The sequence below is a fragment of the Enterobacter sp. 148H3 genome, from assembly GCF_034107425.1.
GTDB lineage: Bacteria > Pseudomonadota > Gammaproteobacteria > Enterobacterales > Enterobacteriaceae > Enterobacter > Enterobacter vonholyi.
This window is the reverse complement of sequence record NZ_JAWNEI010000003.1, coordinates 336,953-356,686: the sequence shown is the minus strand read 5'-3', so window position 1 is coordinate 356,686 and position 19,734 is coordinate 336,953. Positions and strand designations below refer to the sequence as shown.

Annotated in this window: 19 protein-coding genes; 9 read left to right on the top strand and 10 right to left on the bottom strand. The window is 51.5% G+C overall.

Annotated elements, in window-relative coordinates; genetic code table 11:
• Positions 1 to 323: 323 nt before the first annotated feature.
• The 4 genes from USH94_RS06160 to USH94_RS06145 all read left to right on the top strand — a co-directional run bounded on the left by USH94_RS06160 (position 324) and on the right by USH94_RS06145 (position 5,552).
• Entirely contained in the window at positions 324 to 1,976 is a 1,653-nt protein-coding gene (locus USH94_RS06160; RefSeq protein WP_111964711.1) for a hypothetical protein, read from the top strand.
• A complete protein-coding gene (locus USH94_RS06155) occupies positions 1,976 to 3,466 on the top strand; it encodes a hypothetical protein (protein WP_111964710.1) in 1,491 nt (496 codons plus the stop codon). The genes USH94_RS06160 and USH94_RS06155 overlap by 1 nt, the downstream gene beginning before the upstream one ends.
• 174 nt (positions 3,467 to 3,640) lie before the next feature.
• On the top strand, positions 3,641 to 4,495 hold the full coding sequence (locus USH94_RS06150; protein WP_258525039.1) for an ETEC_3214 domain-containing protein: 855 nt from the start codon (positions 3,641 to 3,643) through the stop codon (positions 4,493 to 4,495).
• A 190-nt stretch (positions 4,496 to 4,685) separates the two neighbouring features.
• Positions 4,686 to 5,552: a hypothetical protein gene (locus USH94_RS06145; protein ID WP_111964709.1), complete on the top strand. Its 867-nt coding sequence runs from the start codon at positions 4,686 to 4,688 to the stop codon at positions 5,550 to 5,552.
• A 125-nt stretch (positions 5,553 to 5,677) separates the two neighbouring features.
• On the opposite strand, the gene USH94_RS06140 is transcribed toward USH94_RS06145, so the two are convergent.
• The gene (locus USH94_RS06140) at positions 5,678 to 6,115 is read right to left on the bottom strand and encodes a VOC family protein (RefSeq protein WP_111964708.1); all 438 of its coding nucleotides are present in this window, start codon (positions 6,113 to 6,115) and stop codon (positions 5,678 to 5,680) included.
• A gap of 82 nt (positions 6,116 to 6,197) precedes the next feature.
• A complete protein-coding gene (locus USH94_RS06135) occupies positions 6,198 to 7,358 on the bottom strand; it encodes an MFS transporter (protein WP_111964707.1) in 1,161 nt (386 codons plus the stop codon).
• A gap of 130 nt (positions 7,359 to 7,488) precedes the next feature.
• Between USH94_RS06135 and USH94_RS06130 the strand changes: the two genes are divergently transcribed.
• Both USH94_RS06130 and USH94_RS06125 read left to right on the top strand, forming a co-directional pair.
• On the top strand, positions 7,489 to 8,025 hold the full coding sequence (locus USH94_RS06130) for a MarR family winged helix-turn-helix transcriptional regulator (protein ID WP_111964706.1): 537 nt from the start codon (positions 7,489 to 7,491) through the stop codon (positions 8,023 to 8,025).
• A gap of 24 nt (positions 8,026 to 8,049) precedes the next feature.
• Positions 8,050 to 8,973: a LysR substrate-binding domain-containing protein gene (locus tag USH94_RS06125; RefSeq protein WP_111964705.1), complete on the top strand. Its 924-nt coding sequence runs from the start codon at positions 8,050 to 8,052 to the stop codon at positions 8,971 to 8,973.
• 47 nt (positions 8,974 to 9,020) lie between these two features.
• Here the strand turns inward: USH94_RS06125 and USH94_RS06120 are convergent, their stop codons facing one another.
• Positions 9,021 to 9,491 carry a hypothetical protein gene (locus tag USH94_RS06120; RefSeq protein WP_111964704.1) on the bottom strand — a complete coding sequence of 157 codons (471 nt, stop codon included), beginning with the start codon at positions 9,489 to 9,491 and terminating at the stop codon, positions 9,021 to 9,023.
• A 182-nt stretch (positions 9,492 to 9,673) separates the two neighbouring features.
• On the opposite strand from USH94_RS06120, the gene USH94_RS06115 reads away from it, so the two are divergent.
• Together USH94_RS06115 and USH94_RS06110 are read left to right on the top strand one after the other, a co-directional pair.
• Complete coding sequence (locus USH94_RS06115) at positions 9,674 to 10,459, top strand: phosphotransferase family protein (protein WP_111964703.1); 786 nt, start codon at positions 9,674 to 9,676, stop codon at positions 10,457 to 10,459.
• Between the two features lie 136 nt (positions 10,460 to 10,595).
• Positions 10,596 to 11,072, top strand: a complete 477-nt coding sequence (locus USH94_RS06110) for a WbuC family cupin fold metalloprotein (RefSeq protein WP_111964702.1) — start codon at positions 10,596 to 10,598, stop codon at positions 11,070 to 11,072.
• 65 nt (positions 11,073 to 11,137) lie between these two features.
• Here the strand turns inward: USH94_RS06110 and USH94_RS06105 are convergent, their stop codons facing one another.
• A complete protein-coding gene (locus USH94_RS06105) occupies positions 11,138 to 11,680 on the bottom strand; it encodes a cysteine hydrolase family protein (protein ID WP_111964701.1) in 543 nt (180 codons plus the stop codon).
• Between the two features lie 387 nt (positions 11,681 to 12,067).
• Here USH94_RS06105 and USH94_RS06100 point away from each other — a divergent pair, with 387 nt between their 5' ends.
• Positions 12,068 to 12,370 (top strand): hypothetical protein, encoded by a 303-nt coding sequence (locus USH94_RS06100; protein ID WP_032651739.1) that lies wholly within the window; start codon positions 12,068 to 12,070, stop codon positions 12,368 to 12,370.
• A gap of 114 nt (positions 12,371 to 12,484) precedes the next feature.
• On the opposite strand, the gene USH94_RS06095 is transcribed toward USH94_RS06100, so the two are convergent.
• The 6 genes from USH94_RS06095 to USH94_RS06070 form a co-directional block, all read right to left on the bottom strand.
• The gene (locus USH94_RS06095; protein WP_111964700.1) at positions 12,485 to 13,084 is read right to left on the bottom strand and encodes an NAD(P)H-dependent oxidoreductase; all 600 of its coding nucleotides are present in this window, start codon (positions 13,082 to 13,084) and stop codon (positions 12,485 to 12,487) included.
• Positions 13,085 to 13,158: 74 nt separating this feature from the next.
• Entirely contained in the window at positions 13,159 to 13,752 is a 594-nt protein-coding gene (locus tag USH94_RS06090) for a TetR/AcrR family transcriptional regulator (RefSeq protein ID WP_111964699.1), read from the bottom strand.
• 34 nt (positions 13,753 to 13,786) lie between these two features.
• Positions 13,787 to 16,876 carry an efflux RND transporter permease subunit gene (locus tag USH94_RS06085; RefSeq protein WP_111964698.1) on the bottom strand — a complete coding sequence of 1,030 codons (3,090 nt, stop codon included), beginning with the start codon at positions 16,874 to 16,876 and terminating at the stop codon, positions 13,787 to 13,789.
• The gene (locus USH94_RS06080; RefSeq protein WP_111964697.1) at positions 16,873 to 17,982 is read right to left on the bottom strand and encodes an efflux RND transporter periplasmic adaptor subunit; all 1,110 of its coding nucleotides are present in this window, start codon (positions 17,980 to 17,982) and stop codon (positions 16,873 to 16,875) included. Before USH94_RS06080 ends, USH94_RS06085 begins: the two co-directional genes overlap by 4 nt.
• A gap of 74 nt (positions 17,983 to 18,056) precedes the next feature.
• On the bottom strand, positions 18,057 to 18,671 hold the full coding sequence (locus tag USH94_RS06075; RefSeq protein WP_111964696.1) for a TetR/AcrR family transcriptional regulator: 615 nt from the start codon (positions 18,669 to 18,671) through the stop codon (positions 18,057 to 18,059).
• Positions 18,672 to 18,804: 133 nt separating this feature from the next.
• Positions 18,805 to 19,716, bottom strand: a complete 912-nt coding sequence (locus USH94_RS06070) for a LysR family transcriptional regulator (protein WP_111964695.1) — start codon at positions 19,714 to 19,716, stop codon at positions 18,805 to 18,807.
• Between the last annotated feature and the right edge of the window lie 18 nt (positions 19,717 to 19,734).

Genomic DNA, 19,734 nt, shown 5'->3' with positions numbered 1-19,734 from the left:
TAAACAACATGTCACTTAAATACACCTGTAGAATGCGCAAATGCAGACGCTGCATCTTGTGTTGACTACATAAGGTTTTACTTAAGTCGCTTATTTAATAGCATGTTATCATTTGATGCCACCCAAACGGTAGAACAGTAGCATAAACTTTTGACTATTTCGTGAATGATTAACTTGCCCGGATGGCATACTCTTCTTTATATTTTTACTCATATCCCATGAGCTAATGACAAAATGTGACACTCCAGGTTGAGATAATCACACTTTGTAAAAATACGGGGTCGATAGTTCGTCGATTCGTTGCAACGAATAAGGAGAAAGTTGTGAATAACGTCAATACCTTCCTTAAGGAAAATTTATCTTCAGTAAGTAAGAATGTTTTTGTTGCTCCAGGTATCCCTGAAAAAAAACTAAATAACGTCGCTAAAGCATTCAATGTCGCTGATAACCTGAATGCTGTGTTGGCCATTTATGACAATACGGTATTTGGTAGTGCAAAAGATGGCATCGTTTTTACCGGCGAAAAACTGGTTATAAAAGAAGCTTTTGAAAGTCCTTATGACGTGTACTACAACAATATTGAAGCCGTAGAATATATAGAAGACGTTACAGTGAATGATAAAGGGAAGGAGAAACGAACAGAATTTGTCTCACTCAAACTAAAAAATGGCGAGGTAAAGCCACTCAAAAGTTTGATGGAGTGCAACTATAAGAAACTGAGCGACATTCTTGAGCATGCCATCAGTGACTTTGATGAGTTTAAAGAAGAAGATCAGCTCATTACCCTTGCTGAAATGTCAGAAGCTCTGAAAGTGGCTTACGTCAAAACCATTGTTAACATGGCGTTCTCAGATGACGGTCAGGTTGATAAAAAAGAGTTTGCCGAAATTCTCCTGCTGATGACGCGACTTGAGTTAACGACCGAATCCCGATTTACACTGCGAAGTTACATCGGTACTGATTCCAGTCTGATACCGGTTGAAGAGTTAATTGCGATAATTGATCGTGAATGCGTGCCTAGCCATAACAAGTCAATAAAGATCTCTCTTGTTAAGGACCTGATTAGCATTTTCATGAGCGTTAATGATGGTGAATATATAAAATTTCCATTTCTTCAGCAAATGCAACCCTTGCTGGGTGTAACTGACGAAGAAATAGAGCTCGCGGTGATGGCTATTCAGCAAGACTTCAAGATGTTACGAGAAGATTTTTCTGACGATGCACTGAAACGCAGCATGAAAGAACTTACGGCGAAAGCCGGTGCGGTAGGTGTGCCGCTCGCTGCAGTCTATCTTTCTGGTTCTGTCATCGGTATGTCCGCTGCAGGCATCACTTCAGGCCTCGCAACGCTTGGACTTGGCGGTGTGCTTGGTTTTTCAAGTATGGCAACGGGTATTGGTGTTGCGGTGTTATTAGGTGTCGGGGCCTATAAAGGGATTCGTCATCTTACGGGTGCTAATGAACTGGATAAATCCAAGCGCCGGGAACTCATGCTCAATGAAGTCATCAAGCAGACACAATCCACATTGTCCGCGTTAATCAATGATCTCAATTATATTTCTGGCAAGTTTAACGACGCTCTGGATGCGCACAACCGGCAAGGTGAAAAAATTCAAAAGCTCCAGAAGATGATGAATGCATTGACCGGTGCGGCGGATGAATTAAATAAAAAATCGAATAAAATGCAAAACAGTGCACTCAAACTTAAGTGTCCTGTCTATCTTGATGAGGCCAAACTCAGTTCTCTGACCCGAGAACCCATCAAAAAACAATTCTACGATATTGTTCTTTCATTCTATGAAGAATGTATTGTCGAAGAGCAACACGATGGTAAGATCGTTGAAGTGAAAAAACGTAAAATTAAAGAAGATACAGCGACTCAGCAATTAGAGAAGCTTGCCGCCATCTTTGAAGGCATCGGCTATTTCAGAGCGGGGGACGTTATCAAAGGCAAACTGACTGGGTTGTTCTCATAATGAAAAAACCGGATACTCAGGTATCGGCCTTGCTGGTGCAGAAGCACCAGCTTGAACAAAGCGAGAGACAATTGAGTGACCTTGATGCCGCTCTTGACGCCCTTAACGCTTTGCAAACTGATACCGATGCTGCTTTAGATGAAATGATTCTTGCGATGGATGGTGTTCTGGAACACGCAGGTATCACTTTTGATGATAATTTCCACATAACGGTTTCCAGTGAATTCAGCGATTACCTTGAATCCGGTTTGACCCCGTCATTGTCCAGTATCAGTAAACTATCGATGATAGAAACGATAGCGTTCACCAGCGATACGGACTGGGAAACTTATTCCCAGTCCGTATCGCACTATGCCCATAAGCACAATATCGATTTAACGGTCGATCCGTTTAGCGCCCTGATGTCGCCAACTCAGAAAATTGCTCTGGAGAAACGCATTCAGGAAGACTTCACCTTAAAGACTGCCCGCTGCGACAAATATGATTACATGATCGCTGGCACCTGTGGCGTTATTGGCGGGCTTATCGATATTTTTCTGGTAGGTGCTCCGGGTGAAGGTAAGCTGACCCAGCTTGCAGATAATGCAGTGGACGGTGCAGTCGAGAAATTCGCCTCTGCCTTTGGGTGGAAAGGGGGCGCAGAAGGAAGTGATCCCACAAAAAGCGCTATCGGTTTTCTGGAGAGAAAATTCAAGGTTAACTATGACCATCGGCATGGTGGTGATGTTGATGGTCTGTTCAGGATGAACACGAAGAATCACCATATTAAAAATCTTGCCCACTCCCCGGACTTAGTCGGTTTATTTTTCTCGATCCTTGATCAATTTACCAGTACGGCACATTTTGTGGCAGACGGAAAACTGATTTCCGTAGATACCGAAACTTTTGAGCTTAAAGGGAATAACCTTGTCTCTAAGGTATTCAGTGGTTTCGTAAACTGGATGGGCCATCTTTTCTCTGATATGGCAGGCTCTTCCGGTGCTGAAGGGAGAGGCTCTGGAATCCCTATACCTTTCTTTTCATTACTTCAGTTTATAAACGTGGGTGAATTTGGTCAGCATCGCCAGTCTTTCGCGACCGTCGCCGTCCAGGTTTTTGAGAAAGGATACGACTTACGGCATGGATTAGCCATGGCGATCCCTGTTCTGATTACTGAACTGCTTGTGAGGATCACCTGGACGGTGAAACAACGTTGCTACCATAAGAAGGGCTGGGGTGAATGTGTCCCTTCTGCGAATAACCCAGAACTCAGGCGAATGTTGCTGGTTGCACATGGAACCTTGTGTTTGATGGATGCAGGTGATGCGGCACTTCGTTCAGGAGGAGAAATTATTCAGTTCCTCCTGAGAACGAACCTCATCGGCTGGGCAAGGTTTGGAACTCTGGCGATTAAAGAACTCCATGTCTGGTATAAAGCCGGTGGAATTGATGCCAGTGCTGTCGATGAATATATGGAACATGAACTTCGACGAATGCTAAAAGCGGGTTAACGTTACGACCTCATTGAATATCGCAAAGCCTGGGTGCATAGCTTTGCGAATCTGTCTACGCAAAGCAGAAAAAGGACCTTCATTGCAAGGCAGAAATATCCTTTGAGGTGCATGACTGCTAAAAGCAGGCCAGTGCCAGCAACTTAAGGTGCTCTAATATTAAAAGTTAAAATCATGCGTAAGATAAGTTTCAATTTAATCATCATTGATATTTGCTTTTTTACGCCGCATTGTTTTACTTTATGGTCAGCAATACGTACAATAGTAAAAAAATGGAATGAGCGACTAAAACTGATGACCCCGGGAAAAACACTTAAAAAATCATTTATTGCTGTTGTTTTGAGCGGTGTTCTTGCCATTTCTGGATACTTTGGAGCGCTAAATACAGTGTTTGACTTGTATCAGAATATCGCAGATAAATTTTTCCAAAAACAAGCGGAAGATAATCTCCACGTAATTTATACCGGGGCATCGATAAAATACATCGAATCAATTTTTGGCGCACCTGTGAAAGAAGAACATTCTGAGGATGGCAAGGTTAATGAGTATATTTACTCGTTCAGGAAGTTCTATCTACAAGTGGTTTATGATAATAAGAATACTGTGATACTCTATTCTGTAACCAGCAAGGATAAGGACTTTCATCCTGAAGTGCCTTATCTGGGTAAAACCCTTGGCCATAAGTTTAAAGACTTTGGAAATCATATTAACTATTTGCATTTTGACCATTCTTCGAAATTCTATCAATATGAAGAAGGGCACTATTTAGGAAATCCTGGTAACTATAGAAACTTTTACCTCGCTTATAATCCTGCTGGCGTTGATTACGTTGAGTTGCAGTCGCTCCCTGATTTTTATAATAACGATGAGCCTTCTCCAAATAAAAAAGATGTTGAAGTGTTCAGAAGCAAAAATGCTCCTAATACATTTGGTGTAGGCGATATAAACGGAGGTCCCGAGGGTCTTGAGTTAAGCTTTAGACTTGGGATTGATTATTACGATGCGAGAGATATTCCAGATAAGGATTAGTGGTGGTAATCAAACATTGTATAATTTTTTATTTCGCTTGAATGTAGGCTATCATCATTAGATTAGCCATTCAGTTCAGATGTCCACTTTTCGCTTGAAGCAGACTCACGATCCATTTCTTCAGCAGCATGGTGACAGGAGCGTAAGTTGTAAGTATTCATCCATAGCAAATGGGTTCATGAATCTGCTGATGGTCGACAGTTTTCATTTTTATACACCTTTGGCATATAAATGGAGTCAGGAAGTGATTTCTATAAAGAACATTCTAAATATGAACATAGCAAAAAACATCTACCTTTCCCTGATAGGGGGCGGTGTGGTGGTGTTTATGATTTACTCTATGAGAATTGGCTTCTTACCTACAGGATTATCACTTTCTGATGTCATATTTTTTCTTCTTGTCATTATCTCTTTTTCAATTTTTCTTACATTCTCTCTTGCAATATGGTATTCAATGTCGGTTGTAACCTCTTATTACTGCTCGATGTTTATTTTACTCCTCGCACCCAATAAAAAAATAAAGCGTAAAGAATGGCGTGGAAAACTGAAAGCAACCCTCAAAGCGGGGAGGATAATGAGGGTTTATGTTGCTTTGTATGCCCATTTAATTATTGCTTTTGTGGGTGCCGTTATTCTTTTTATTGGTGGCGCTAATGGAATGTTTGATGGGAAGTTTGTTTTATTGTCGTTACTATTCACCGCATTTTTTATTACACTGATTATCTATACTTGCATTGATAAAATGGTAAAAAAAGAAGATAAAAGAAGTACCGTTATATCAATTTTAGTTTTAATTTTTGTTCTATTTTTTATGCTTTCAGATATGGCGCCTGTGCTTAGCGATGCAGGCATGAAGTATATCGGCGTGCGCAAAATCAATGTGACAATCCTTCTGAAAGGAAGCGATCTGGAAATGGCAAGACATTTAACCGGCAAACAAGATCAGACCTTCTTTAAAGGGGACGCACTATTTACTGGTGTAGGAACATCTTCTCTGCTGATTATCAACAACAAAAAAATTATCGTGAAAAATGAAAACCTGACCTTGTCATTCTGATCGCCATGATTCGTCTGCTGAGTTGCTAATGCTAATGCTAATTCATACCTAATGAAGTTAATAATGTCTGCTCCTTGCTCAAAGCAGACATTCCCCTAAATAAATCCGCCCAAAGCAAACCCCCATTACCCCCGCAGCCACGGCGTAATCGTCAGCCCGGTAAGCAAACCTTCCGGGCTGAGCAGGCGAGTGACGGTTTGCCCCCACGGCTCTATACGGTTAGCCACCAGCAACCGATAGCCTTTTTCGCTCAGAACGCGGGTAGCCGAGTCCAGATCCTGTACTTCGTACTCAATCCATCCCTGCGGTATCGGGTGCTCCGTGGGCCACTGTTCTTCTTCAAAACAGGACGCAGCCACCTGTGCGAGCGGCCAGACGGCAAAATGCTTCACGCCTTCCAGCTGGCCCGCTTCAGTGAGCAGATATTCGCTATTCCCCTCCATCGGCTTCAGCGGAAGGCCGAGTGCCTGGACATAAAACGCGGCGCTGGACTCCGTATCCCGCGATATGGGCCCGAACCCGGCGACGAACAAGACATCAATACCCGGTAACGTTTGCAACATATCCACTCCTGAATGAGGTGAAATTCACCCTGAAATTATCTCACGATCGGCTGAAATACGACTCTCAATTCTGGTATCGCATTCACCGTGCCTGAACGTCCACGACGGGTTTAAAATTCAGCGCGATGACGATCAGCAGCACGACTCCCGCACTCATGATCAACCATGCGCTGGTCAGCGAGACCGAACTGTCGCGAACGATCCCCGCAATTAACGGCATAAGCGCGGCAATCATATATCCACCTCCCTGAACTTTAGACAGTAACTTCCCGGCCTGCGCGGGCGTTCGCGCATGATCGAACGTGACGATAAGCGACAGCGGGAAGAGGGCGCCGATCCCAGTGCCAAGCAGCAACGTGGATAAGACGGGCGTTGTACCCGGCGAAAAGACCAGGCACAGTAATCCCGCCAGCAGCAGCAACAATACGGCGATCAGCGGCACGCGGCGATCGGGGAATTTACCAATCAGCGCGGAGACGACAAACCCAGCGACAACCTCGGTTAACGTCAGCCAGGCCAGCATGTAGCCGCTGCTGCGTGCGGTCCATCCCGCCTGAATATAGAGCGGGGGCAACCAGGCCAGTACCAGCGTATAGGCTCCCGTTCCCACGCCGAAAAAGAACAACAGTAGTGCCGTACGGGAGGACGAGAGCGTAACGGTTTCGTGGGCTGTTTTTTCCCCGCCAGGATGCTTCACCAGCGTTATCCAGAGCATCAGCGCCAGCAGCGCTAACAGCCCTGCCATTGCCAGCGCGGGCTTCAGCGTTAGCCATGAAAACAACGGCTCAGCGCTGGCGGCGGCGACAGCCGCACCGGCCATAATGCCCGTGCTGAATAGCGACATTATCGTGCTGGCCGTTTGCGTATATGCCTTTTTTACCAGGGCAGGCATTAACGCCTGGATCGTGCCGATGCTGGCCCCGCCCAGTAACGCGGTGCCCATAAGATTCGCCGGTGAAGCGCTAAACCCGCGTAACAAACAGGCCGCAAGAAGGATGAAGAGCCCGAGCATAATTCCCCTGATTGCTCCGACTGTGACCAAAAGCCAGGGACCACACAGGGCGGCGAGTCCCATCATCGCCACCGGCAGGGTAGTCAGCAGGCTAAATTGCGTCGCGGTCAGCCCCGCTTCGCGCTGCAGCACGGAGAACAGTGGTCCAACCGAGGCCAGAACGGGGCGAAGGTTCAGCCCGACGATAAAAGCGATTATTGCGAAGAGTAATGGCGATGTGCGTTTCAACATGGAATCCTTTTCGGGTGTGAATTGCCCGGGCAAATCGCCGCGAGCATTTATCTTAACGTTAAGATAAAATGTGTTTTTGCGTAAGATGTACCGCACAACAGGATAAATACCCACCCCATTAGAGGTGAAAATGAAAGACCATTTAGATTTCGTCGTCGGCCAGTGGGGCCGCGCCATGCCGGAGCTGGACGCCTCGTCGATGAAAATTTTTGGCCGAATGCTCCGGCTGATGAAGCATCTGGGAAAAGAATGGGCTGAGGCGATGGCTCAGTTTGGCTTTCGCGAGGGCGAGTTTGACGTGCTCGCCACGCTGCGCCGCGCCGGTGAGCCGTACTGCCTTTCGCCCACGCAGCTGTATACATCGCTGTTGATCACCTCAGGGGCGATAACGAACCGGCTCAACCGTCTTGAACAACAAGGGCTTATCAGGAGAATTGCCGATCCCGATGACAAGCGCAGCTCGCTCGTCAGCCTGACGCCGCGCGGGCAGGCTCTTATCGAACAGGCGCTGGTCGTGCACACGGAAACGCAGAATGCGCTACTGAGCAGCTTGTCGGACGCGCAACGCGCGCAGCTTGAGTCCCTGCTGAGGGAATTGCTGCTGGCGTTTCCGGCTGAGGAATGGGATGAAACGTCACCGTGTGCCGATAATACAAAAACTGCATGATTACACCTTACAGAAAGGGAACGTATGTCTTTACCGCCACTGTATGCGCTGCGCGCGTTTGAAGTTGCCGCACGGCTGAACTCCTTCAGCAAAGCGGCTGAAGTCCTGAATATCACGCCGGGTGCGGTCAGCAGGCATGTCCAGACGCTAGAAATGTGGTTCGACTGCGAGCTGTTTAAACGACAGGGGCCGAGAGTGGAGGTCAGCGACGCCGGGCGTATTCTGGCCGGTCAGCTTAGCGAAAGTTTCTCGAATATTGAGTGGGCCTGTCGCGCATTTAAAAGTGAAAACCACCTTCTGCGACTCAAAGCACCAAGCTCCCTGACGATGCGATGGCTTCTGAATGTGCTTAAATCCTTTCGCGAGAACCATGCGAAGCCGAAAATCGAAATTGCCAGCGTCTGGATGGACTTCGACACGGTTGACTTCAGCCGGGAACCTTACGATTGCGCGATCCTCCTCGGTAATGGCTATTTCGGCGAGTCGACAGAAAGCAGGCTGCTCTTCAGTGAATGGCTTATTCCGGTTTGTACCCCGTCTTTGCTGGAGTCTGCCCGGCATCAGCTTGCCCAGTGCGAGCTTATCCACCCCTCACCGGACCGACGAGACTGGCGACGCTGGCTTAAAAGGACGGGCTTATTCCCCGGACTCGACATGAGCGGCGGGATCGTGTTCGACACCCTGGAGCAGGGAAGCCTTGCGGCCATGCACGGACATGGTGTTGCTATAGCCGATCTTCGACTCACGCTGGAAGCCCTGAAAAGCGGGCTGCTCGCATTGCCCTTCAGGGAAGCCATCGCAACCGGTGACGGCTACTATCTTGTCTGGCCCAAAAGTTCGCTCAGAGGAGAGAGCATTGAACGGTTGCTGGCCTGGCTTAACCTTAATGCGCCAGTGGTGCCTTCTTTGGATATCGTCTGTATTGATTTCAATGAAAAGCGGGTTTAATAAATAGCGGAATATTAATTGCGAGATATTCCGCATATTGAACGTATTTATGCGTAGGGGATATTTGCCATCTTTTTATATCTATCCGGCAGGGCGCTGTTCAGGTTGAGTAATTTATCCAGTATATAAAGCGCAGGCGTTCCCTTTGCGCGTTCAGCGTCGATCAGCGCAGAGCGTAACAGATTGGCAGCCGATGTCATTTCACGGAAGTACTCCTCAGATTCAGCCGTCTGAACTTCGCCTGACGCGGCGTAATGCACCCTTGGCCAGTCCGCAAAGTCAAGCAGCGGAAGGAGACCATCTTCTTTAGGCAAATGCGCTGAGAGCAACTCTTCAGCGTTACCCGGATTGCTTTGGGCGAAAGACAGAAGATGCAGTCGATGCAAGAAAGGCGAAAGCGCTTCTGAACTTTCTTTTTCTGCTGAAAGTAATGTTATTAACTCATTCATATTTGCATCGGCGCTAAATTTACGCGGCGAGATAATATTTATTACAGGGAATAAAACATCGAGAGTCATAGGTGCTCCATACAAGCTTAGTAATATTTTTTTCTATCCCAGGGATGAGGGGATGGTATTCAGGGCAATCACTTTTTAAAAACGATAAATAGTGGGAATCAATGTGAGTTTTACTCAACCTAGAATGTTGACACATCACGCTATACTTACGTTCTGTAACCAAACGAGTGGCTGAGGATGGTATGGCTGGCGAAAACCTGTCCAGAATGGGGGCAGCAAAAGTCCAATTGATTGCAGATCAACATGGCAACCAGGTAATAGAGAAATGCCCTGTTAGTGATGTTGAATACAGCTTTTATGAACATGCAGCAGATCCACTCTGTGGCGTTATTGAATCCCCTCGACTGTTGCACGCAGATACCCATAGACGCAGCCTGACGCTCGAATACGTTCCTCATAAGATCTCCCAGGAAGAGGTTGCAGGGGACGACATACTGAATCGACTTTCGCGCCTTCACGATTATCCTGCTGAACCGGGATGGATTTATCACAGCCATACCTGGTCTGAGTCAGCGCTTGAAAAATCCTTATCTCTTTTGGAATTACCCGTCCGCGCCGAGCAGCAGATGCGATGTTTTCAGCAGGCGGGCAGGGTTTTGTTTAGTCAGGAAGGTTTAATTTCTGGTGATACCAATGCGGGCAACTGGGGCAGAAGAGAAAACGGCGATGCGGTGCTCTTCGACTGGGAAAGGTTCGGCACAGGCAGCCCGGCTATTGACCTTGCTCCACTGGTGAAGGGGATGGGCTCAAAACATAGCATTTCACAGCTTGCCGAGCGCTACTGTGTTTTTGCCACGCATTCGGCCGCAGGCAGGTTAGCCAGAGAGATTGCTCTCGCTAAAGCATGGATAGTGACTGAAGTCGTATTACTTCTGCACGAAAGGAAAAAGAGTGATTTTCATCGCTACCTGAGCTGGTACAGAGAACATCTCCCCGGCTGGCTGGATGAGTCCATCACACTGCTTTGAGCACGCTGTAACAGAGCATGCGAAAACGTTGCAGCGTTTTGTTTCACAAACGCCATAGCTCATCGGCTTTTCAGGATGGTATAACGTCCTGCGGCAACCGGATTGCCGTCCGCTGATCCCATCCACAAAGGTGTATATGAAACAAATTACTTTCAGTGACCTGCAGCAGCAAAGCGAGCAGGCGGCTAATTCCCCTCGCTTACGCGCGCATCGCAATTTACATCCTGAGCTTAGCGACCCGGTGCAGCGCCTGGCCATTGCAATGGAGCCCGGCACCTATGTTCGTCCCCATCGCCATCCGCACACCTTTGAACTGCTGACGGCGCTGAGCGGTCGCTTTCTGGTGCTGAACTTTGATGACAGCGGTAGCGTGACCCGGCGCGTCGTATTAGGCGAAGAGTGCAAGGTGCTGGAGATGGATGCCGGTACCTGGCATGCCGTGCTGTCGCTGGATAAAGGCGGCGTCATTTTTGAGGTTAAGCACGGGGGGTATCAGCCCGTGCCCGAGCACGATACCGCCCCATGGTCACCGGCAGAAAACGAGCCCGGCACCGGGAAGCTGATGAAATGGTACGCTCAGGCACAGGTGGGTGACGGTGGGTTTACCCTGTAATTATTCTCTTATGTGCCCGGCGCGCGGAAAGGCGAGCCGGGTAAAGAGATAAGCGATCACCTGAGTCAACTCACCGTACTAAAAAGCCAGTCACGAGCAGTCGACAGCGTCACAAACGGGCCTGCCAGCGTGCTGTTGTGATGGGCAATAATGTCGCTGGCGGATAAACAGTCATTATCCATTGTGGTATGCGCATCAGAAATTAATACCGTCCTGAAACCCAGCCCCGGTGCGGCCCGGCAGGTCGTATCGACGCAAAACTCTGTTTTCATCCCGGCAATGACCAGCTGTTTGATGCCTCTCTGATTAAGTTCTCGCAGCAATACCGTATCCCGAAAACAGCTGGGATAGCGCTTGGTGAAAACCATATCCTGCTCCTGGACGTCCAGCTCGGGTATGAGCTGTGTTAACGGCCCATTTTCTGAGAGCGGTGAATCATCTGGTCCAATATGGCGGGCAAAAAAGACGGGCGCCTGAGCGTGTCGCGCGTTGGTGATTAACAGACGGATATTGGCCAGAACGGCATCGGCGGAGCAAGGGGAAACCGGGCCCCGAAAGAGGCCCTGCTGCATGTCGATAATCAAGAGAGCACTGTCAGATGAAACCATTTTCTTTCTCCATTCAGAGGGTGGTGAACGGAGAGAGATTTCCCCGTCCATGTCGGCGGGGATTGAGGTTCTGTTTGTCAGTCGTTTGCTACAGATACGCTCGCACCGCCGAAGGTTCCGGTGGTGGTGAGAGTGGTTGTTGGCTGAACTGACGTAAACATGTTATGACCTTCGCTGATATATCTCGGACGAGCCGTTAAACTTTAACAAATTGCTGCCGATAGTTCTTTTCAATACCATCAATATGCATGTAAAGATGAACAAAATCATATCAGCATATTTGGTAGTTGCGTATTTGTCGGCTCGACTTATTGCACAATCCAACTGTGCGAGAGACTGGATAAAAACCGTTGTGCTTCGATAAAAAATCACAAAAAGGATGTGCATATGTTGAAAAGATTAGTCGCGGGACAGATGAGCTTACCGATGACTTTCTGGGGATGGGGAATTTGCGGTAATTTTCTACTGGGTCTCATTGGGCTTGCTGGAGTGCAGACCGGTCACCCGGCCATGGTGCCGCTTTCCTATATACTAAAAGCCATTCTGTTCAGTGCTGTACTTTCCGGCATAACTTTCATTCTGCGTCGAAAAATCACGGTATTGGGTGGGATCGCTTTTTTTATTATTTTGATTCAGGTGATTATGAGTGTAGTGATGACGATTGGCCTTTTCTCGTTATTTTTTGAATAATCACAAGAAAGAGAGTTCCGGTTTGCCAGCAGGATCCCTGACGGTTAGTAACATCGAGAACTCGTGCCTCCTTATGGCGAAGGAGGCACGCCGTTGCTGGCTGGATAGCCAATATTATTTTAGGTTGCCGATCTCGCTCAGGAATTCGTCAACCTGCTCGGGCGTCGCCGTGTCTGCCTGGTAAAGGATATCGAGCTTGACGTTCTTCAACCCGCAGAAGCCAAACACGCCTTCGATAATCTGCGTCTGAATCGCCGTCGAATAGCCGTGTTTATCAAATCCGGTCAGATCGCTACCGCCAGTGGCAATCAGGCGGACGGGAACATCCCTTAAGTTGCCCACAATCCGGCCGTCTTCGGCCACCTTATACGCCCAGTTCAGGGTTAACACGCGATCGAACCAGCCTTTCAACAGCGCGGGAACCGACCACCAGTACACCGGGAAGACGAATACCAGCATGTCCGCGCGCTCGACGCGCTGCTGCTCGCGCAGAATATCGTCGGGAAGGGCGCTCGGATTGCCGTGATACAAATCAAGATCGGCGCGGGTCATCGCCGGATTAAACCCTTCAGCATGCAGATCGGCGAACTCAACCTGCGTACCTTCCTCGCGTAATTTCCCGGCAATACGGGCTGCCAGCGTATGGGATAACGAATTGTCGATCGGGTGTGCCGTCACGATCAGCGCGTTTTTAATGGCATGTGTTGCAGACATAGCGACCTCCAGATGGGGGAGAAGTGACTCATATATTACTATTGGTAACTTAGGTGTCAATCCGCCCCCGGCGATCATTTTGTGCTATTCGCGTAAGTCTCCAGCACCCCGGTCATGGCGCCGCTGAGCGTATCTTCCGCCACGTTCCGGGCGAGCACGCCGTTGCCCGCCGCGGTGCTGAGCGCCTCCGCCGCGCCAATAATAGCCGTCAGTACCGCTTCCCCCTGAACGCCTTTTAAGACGATAAAAGGGGAAAGCGCGGTGCGCAGGCAGTCGGCACATTCGGCCACGCATGCTTCCCGAAACGTCTGCAGCGCGCGAGAACCGGACAGCGCCGCGGCGATTGGCCCGGTTTCAGGCCCGGCGGCAATCGCACAGTCGATATAGGCCGCGCTGAAAAAGCGGATCGTCTTCTCCAGCGTTTTGCTGTCGACCGCCAGCGTCTCGCGGAATTTCGCGAGCTGCCGATCGCTATAATCCTTGTACAGCGCCATCAGCAACCCTTCACGATCGCCAAAGTGGTCGTAGGGGATAGGTTTGGTCACGTTGGCCCGCTCGGCCAGGTAGCCAAGCGTCAGCGCCTCCGTGCCTTGCTGACGCACGATCCCTCGCGCAACCTCCAGCAGCTGCACGCGGCGATCCTCTTTTCTTAAGCGCTTAACAACCATGTTTTCCTCAGAAGTGTTATCTACTCATGGTAGTTTACACGTTTTCAGCAACGTGCTGCACGCGTTGTTCCGCGGGGCGGATCCGAAACCAGATCGCATACATCGCGGGCAGGAAGACGAGCGTAATGATCGTCCCGCCCAGCGTTCCGCCGATCAGCGTCCAGGCCAGCGTGCCCCAGAATACCGAATGCGTCAGGGGAATGAACGCCAGCACGGCCGCCATGGCGGTCAGTAAGACCGGGCGTGCGCGCTGGACAGTCGCTTCAACCACCGCCTGGAACGGCTCGAGGCCGTCCTTCTGGTTATGATCGATTTGACCGATCAGGATCAGCGTATTGCGCATCAGAATGCCGGAAAGGGCGATCAGACCGACCAGCGCGTTAATGCCAAACGGCTGATTAAATATCAGCAGGGTCGGCACGACGCCAATCAGCCCCAGCGGCGCGGTTAAGAACACCATCACCATCGCGGAGAGTGAGCGCACCTGCAAAATGATGATCAGCAGCGTCAGGGCTATCATGATCGGGAACAGCGGTAACATCGCCTGCGTCGCTTTGCCCGATTCCTCAATCGAACCCGCCATGTCAATACGGTATCCGGCCGGCAGCGCATCAACGATCGGCTGGAGCTGCTTCATGATGGCGACCGACACGTCCGGTGGCTGAAGATTGTCGGCAATATCGCCCCGCACGGTAATTGTCGGGGTGCGATCGCGACGGCGAAGGACCGGGTCTTCCATGCCGACCTCTATCTTGCCAATTTGAGACAGCGGCACGCGCTGTCCCGCATTGCCGACCAGGGTAAAGCCTTCGATTTTTGCCGGGTCAAGACGGATATCGCCCGCCGCGCGGGCAATGACGTCTACCGATCGAATATCTTCCCGCACGGAGGTGACAGGCACGCCTGAAAGCAGAAACTGAAGCTGATCGGCCACGGCGCTGGAGGTTAAGCCGGTCGCCTGCAGGCGGTTTTGATCGAGAGTGAAATGCAGGACGGGAACGCGTGACCCCCAGTCGGTGTTGACGGTTCGCATCATCGGGCTTGCCTGGAGCACGGCTTTCACCTTATCAGCGATGTCATGCACCTGTTCGACATCCGGGCCCGACACGCGCCAGGCAACCGGGAAGGGCGAGTAAGGGCCGAATACCAGCTGCGTCACCCGCACGCGGGCTTCGGGCACAAGACCGCTGGCGACGGCCTCCCTGAGCCTGAACTTGAGCGCCTCGCGTGACGTCTCGCTGTCCGTCAGGATCACGATTTTCGCAAAAGAGGGATCGGGCAGTTCAGGCGCCATTGCCAGATAAAAACGGGGCGACCCCTGACCAATATAGGCAGTGACGATTTTGGCTTCCGGCTGCTGGCCCAGCCACGCTTCTATTTTTGCGGTGGCGGTGCTGGTTTGCGCAATTGAGGTGCCGTAGGGCATCTGTACTTCAACCAGCACTTCCGGGCGATCGGAGGTCGGGAAAAACTGTTTTTTTACCAGCCCCATGCCGAGCACGGCCAGAATGAGAATGGCGACCACGGACCCGGCCACGCGCCACTTTCTGGCGATAACGCGGCCAAGCAGCTGGCGAAAACGGTTATAGCGAGGCGTGTTATAGATGGCGGCATGGCCGCCTTCCATTTTGGGGATCGCCGGCAGGATCTTCACCCCAAGATAGGGCGTGAACACCACCGCGACAAACCACGATGCAATCAGGGCGAGGCCGACAATCCAGAACATATTGCTGGTGTATTCCCCGGCGGTCGACTGGGCAAACCCATTCGGCATAAAGCCAATGGCCGTCACCAGGGTTCCGGCCAGCATGGGCGCGGCGGTATGGCTCCAGGCGTAGGCTGAGGCTTTGATTCTGTCGTAACCTTCCTCCATCTTCACCACCATCATTTCGATGGCGATAATGGCATCGTCAACCAGCAGGCCGAGGGCGAGTATCAGGGAGCCCAGCGTGACGCGGTCAAAGTTTATTCCCGCAGCCTCCATCACCACGAAGACGACCGCCAGCGTCAGCGGGACCGCCGCCGCAACGACTACCCCCACGCGCCAGCCCATGCTGACAAAACAAACCACCATGACCACAAGCAGTGCGACAAAGAATTTGATCATAAACTCATCGACCGACGAGCGAATATTGACGGACTGATCGGTGACTTTGGTCAGGGACATGCCAAGCGGCAGGCTATCATTAATTTTTGCCGTTTCCGCATCCAGCGCTTTACCAAGCGCCAGACCGTTCCAGCCTTCGCGCATTACGATGCCCAGCAGAAGGGCGGGTTCATGCTGATTGCGTATCAGCATCGTCGGGGGATCTTCGTAGCCTCGCTCAACCGTTGCCACATCGGACAGCTTGAGGGTTTTGCCCTGAGCGACAAAAGGCGTATCGCGGATTTTCTTCAGTTCATCGAACGCGCCGTCAAGGCGGATAAAAATCTGCGCTCCTCGGGTCTCAATCGAACCCGCCGCGGTCAACGCGTTCTGGCTGTTGAGGGCATTGAAAATATCCTTGGGTGAGAGCCCTATCGTCGCCAGGCGGTCGTGGGAGAAGGCGACATAAATCCGCTCGGCCTGTTCGCCGATAATGTTCACTTTCTTCACGCCGGGAACGTGCAGAAGCTGCTGGCGCAGGCCTTCGGCATCGCGTACCAGCTGCCGCTGCGGTTCGCCTTTTGCTTTCAGGGCAAAGAGGGCAAAGGTGACATCCGAGAATTCGTCATTGATCATCGGGCCGATGACGCCCGCCGGGAGACGCTGCGATTCATCTCCAAGCTTTTTACGCGCCTGATAGAACTCCTCCTGCACTTCGGCTGGCGGCGTTTTGTCCTGCAACGACAGCGTGATAAATGCCATGCCGGGACGGGTATAGGTTTCGGTACGGTCATACCACTTGAGTTCCTGCAGGCGCTTTTCCAGCGGCTCCGCGACCTGATCCTGGGTCTCCTGCGCGGTCGCACCCGGCCAGACGGTTATCACCGTCATTTGCTTCACCGTGAAGGGCGGATCTTCCGCGCGGCCGAGCCCAAAGAAGGCGTAAATTCCGGCAATCGTCACCAGAACGATCAGAAACAGCGTGATGGAACGTTCGCGGACGGCCAGCGCGGACAGGTTGAAGCGGCTTCCGCTCATGGCGTGTTCTCCGCCAGGGCGTTATTGCGTTGTTTCGCGAGCCTGACGACCTCACCTTCGTGCAGAAGATGTGCGCCTAGCGCAACAATCTTCTCACCGGGCTTCACGCCGCCCGTGACCAGCACGGCATCTTCACCCACGCTCAGCACCTTGACGGGCGTCCATGCGACCTTTGCGGGCTGGGCTGAAATGCGCCAGACGCCGGGACCTTTTCCTGCATCATAGAGTGAGGCCAGCGGGACCTGCATGACCAGACCTTCCGCTTTATTGTCCTGAATGTTCAGCGTGACGGTCGCCCCCAGCGGCGCGTTCGCCAGCAGGCCATCCAGCACGTAGCGGGCTTCATACGTGCGGGTCGCGGCATCGGCCGAGTCAGAAAGCAGGCGCAGCGTTGCGGTGACCGGGTGTTTTTCATTGCCATAAAGCGTGGCCTGCGCTTCGCTGCCGACGGCAGGGCGCAATGTTTCCGGAAGCTGCACGAGCGCTTCACGCTGTCCCGCTCTGGCGAGCCTGATCGTCACCTGTCCGGCACTGACGACCTGACCCGGCTCGGCGAGCGTCTCCATGACCACGCCGTCTGAATCCGCCAGCAGGACGGCATATCCCGTGGCGTTTTGCGCCACGTTGGCCTGCGCGCGGGCGGCGCTGAGATCGGCCCTGGCCGTATCGGCTGCCGCTTTGATCTGGTCATACTCCGAGGCAGAAACGGCGCCGGACGCCACAAGTCCGCGATAGCGCGCCTCATCGCTGGAGGCTTTTCGCGCGCGCGCCTGAGCCGCATCCACCGCACGCTGCTGCGCCTGTGCCTGTAATTTCAGGTCAACCGGATCCAGGCGCAGCAAGGGCTGACCCTGTTTGACGGTCTGGCCCGTATCAACCAGTCGCTCAAGGATTTTGCCCTGAACTCTGAAACCTAAATCGCTTTGCGTTCTTGCGACCACCACGCCCGTGAAGGCGCGGGCGCTATTGTTCGCAAGCTCGACGGATGCGGATCGGACAAGCGGTGGCTTTGTACGCGGATCGTCACTTGCGGAAATATCGCCGCATGCCACCAGGGCAAACGGCATGAGACAAACGGCAACGCGGGCTGAAGTGAGCCTGAGCATGGGAAACCTTTTCGACGTAACAGGACGGTTTCCGCATTCTCTGACTGGTGACCAAAAATGTCAATGGTCACAAATTAGGGGGCAAGGCTTCTTAAAATGAGTGAAGAGAGAAGCACCGCCGCGGTGGGAGCCATTTCGAGATTGTATTGCAGCTGAACGGGATTAATAAAAGGACACATCACCATGTGGATAGCCTGAGTGACCTCATCCAGCGGCGTTTTTCTTTCAAACTCACCGGCCTGCCTGCCTTCGATAATGATGCTCTCAATCAGCTTCATCAGACTTTCTGCATACCGCTCTGTCGACGGCCACTGCTCGCGCGCGGCGACGGCGGCGATGTCGTAAAGCTTACGATCGTGGAAAAACAGCTCGCTTCCCGCCTCGGTGAGCGCCTTGAAAAGGCGGCGGAGTTTTTCGCTTGCTGACGGCGCATCCTCAATGGCGGAAAGCACCGCCGCCATGATCAGCTCCAGGCGGTTAGCGCAGATCACCTCGCCAATAGCCTGCTTGGAATCGAAGAACTTATAAATGTAGGATTTTGAAAAACCAATGGATTTTGCCAGTTCGGCGACGGTGGTTTTTTCATAACCGTAGTGACCGAAGTGCTCAAAAGCCGCTTCGACGATTTGCTCTCTGACAGAATGGTCAAGTGGACCACGTATTGATGGGGCGTTCGTAGTTTTAGTCATTATGTAAGCTTAGCGTGACGGGCCATGGTTGGCAACGAGTGACCATTTTGTATTTTGGTTACAGTTGTGCTACCTTACGCCGTAAAGACGGGACAATCGGCTAGGTGGAGTAAGTGTATCACTGTTTTTTACGTTAATGTTTTTTAAGCCAGTCGAGAAAAAACTGGCTAAACGCCGTTACCTGAAGCGGCTGCAGTTTGCGCTGGGGGTAAACAAGCTGCAGCCCGACATCTTTGCGATCGTATCGGCTAAACCCGGTGAAGCTGTCGGCAAACAGCACCGTGAGCCTTCCGGTTTCAACGTCGTCTTTGACGTCCCACCACGATTTCCCCGCGATGCCCGCTCCGCTGAGCGCCCACTGACGAAGCAATGCTCCGTCGTCGCACACCATGGCGGGCTCAACGCGAACAATGCTTTCCTCACCTTTAGTTTCAAAGCGCCATTCGTTCATCACCACGCCCTGCGACTCCAGCGCCAGGCACCGGTGCCGGGCTAAATCGGCAAACGTGACGGGGACGCCGTGGTCGTTAAGATACGCCCCGGAGGCGACCAGCACCCGACGGTTCGGGCGGATGTTTCTGACAACAAGACTGCTGTCCGGCAGGTTGCCAAAACGCACGCTCATATCCAGCCGGTTAGCGACCAGATCCTCAACGTGTTCTTTTAGCGAGATGTAAAATTTGACGGCAGGATGGTGACGAGAAAATTCAATGACGGCGGGGCTAAGATACTGTCTGCCAAAATCCGAGGGCGCGGAAAGGCGAATATTGCCGCTGAGCACGCCCTCTTTTTGCGTCAGTAACGACTCGGCATGATGCATCTCTTCCAGCACGCGCAGCGCGGCATGGTAAAACTCTTCCCCGGCGCGGGTCAGGGTGAGGGATCGCGTTGAGCGGTGAAACAGGCGCGTCTGGTAACGCTCCTCAATCGCCTTCAGCCTGGCCGTCATGGTAGCGGGGGAAAGCGACAGGCGTCGTCCGGCGGCGGAAAGACTTCCGGCCTCGGCAACTTCCACCAGTAAGGCCATGTCTTCGAGTTTGCCCATTATTCATATTTTCCGAAA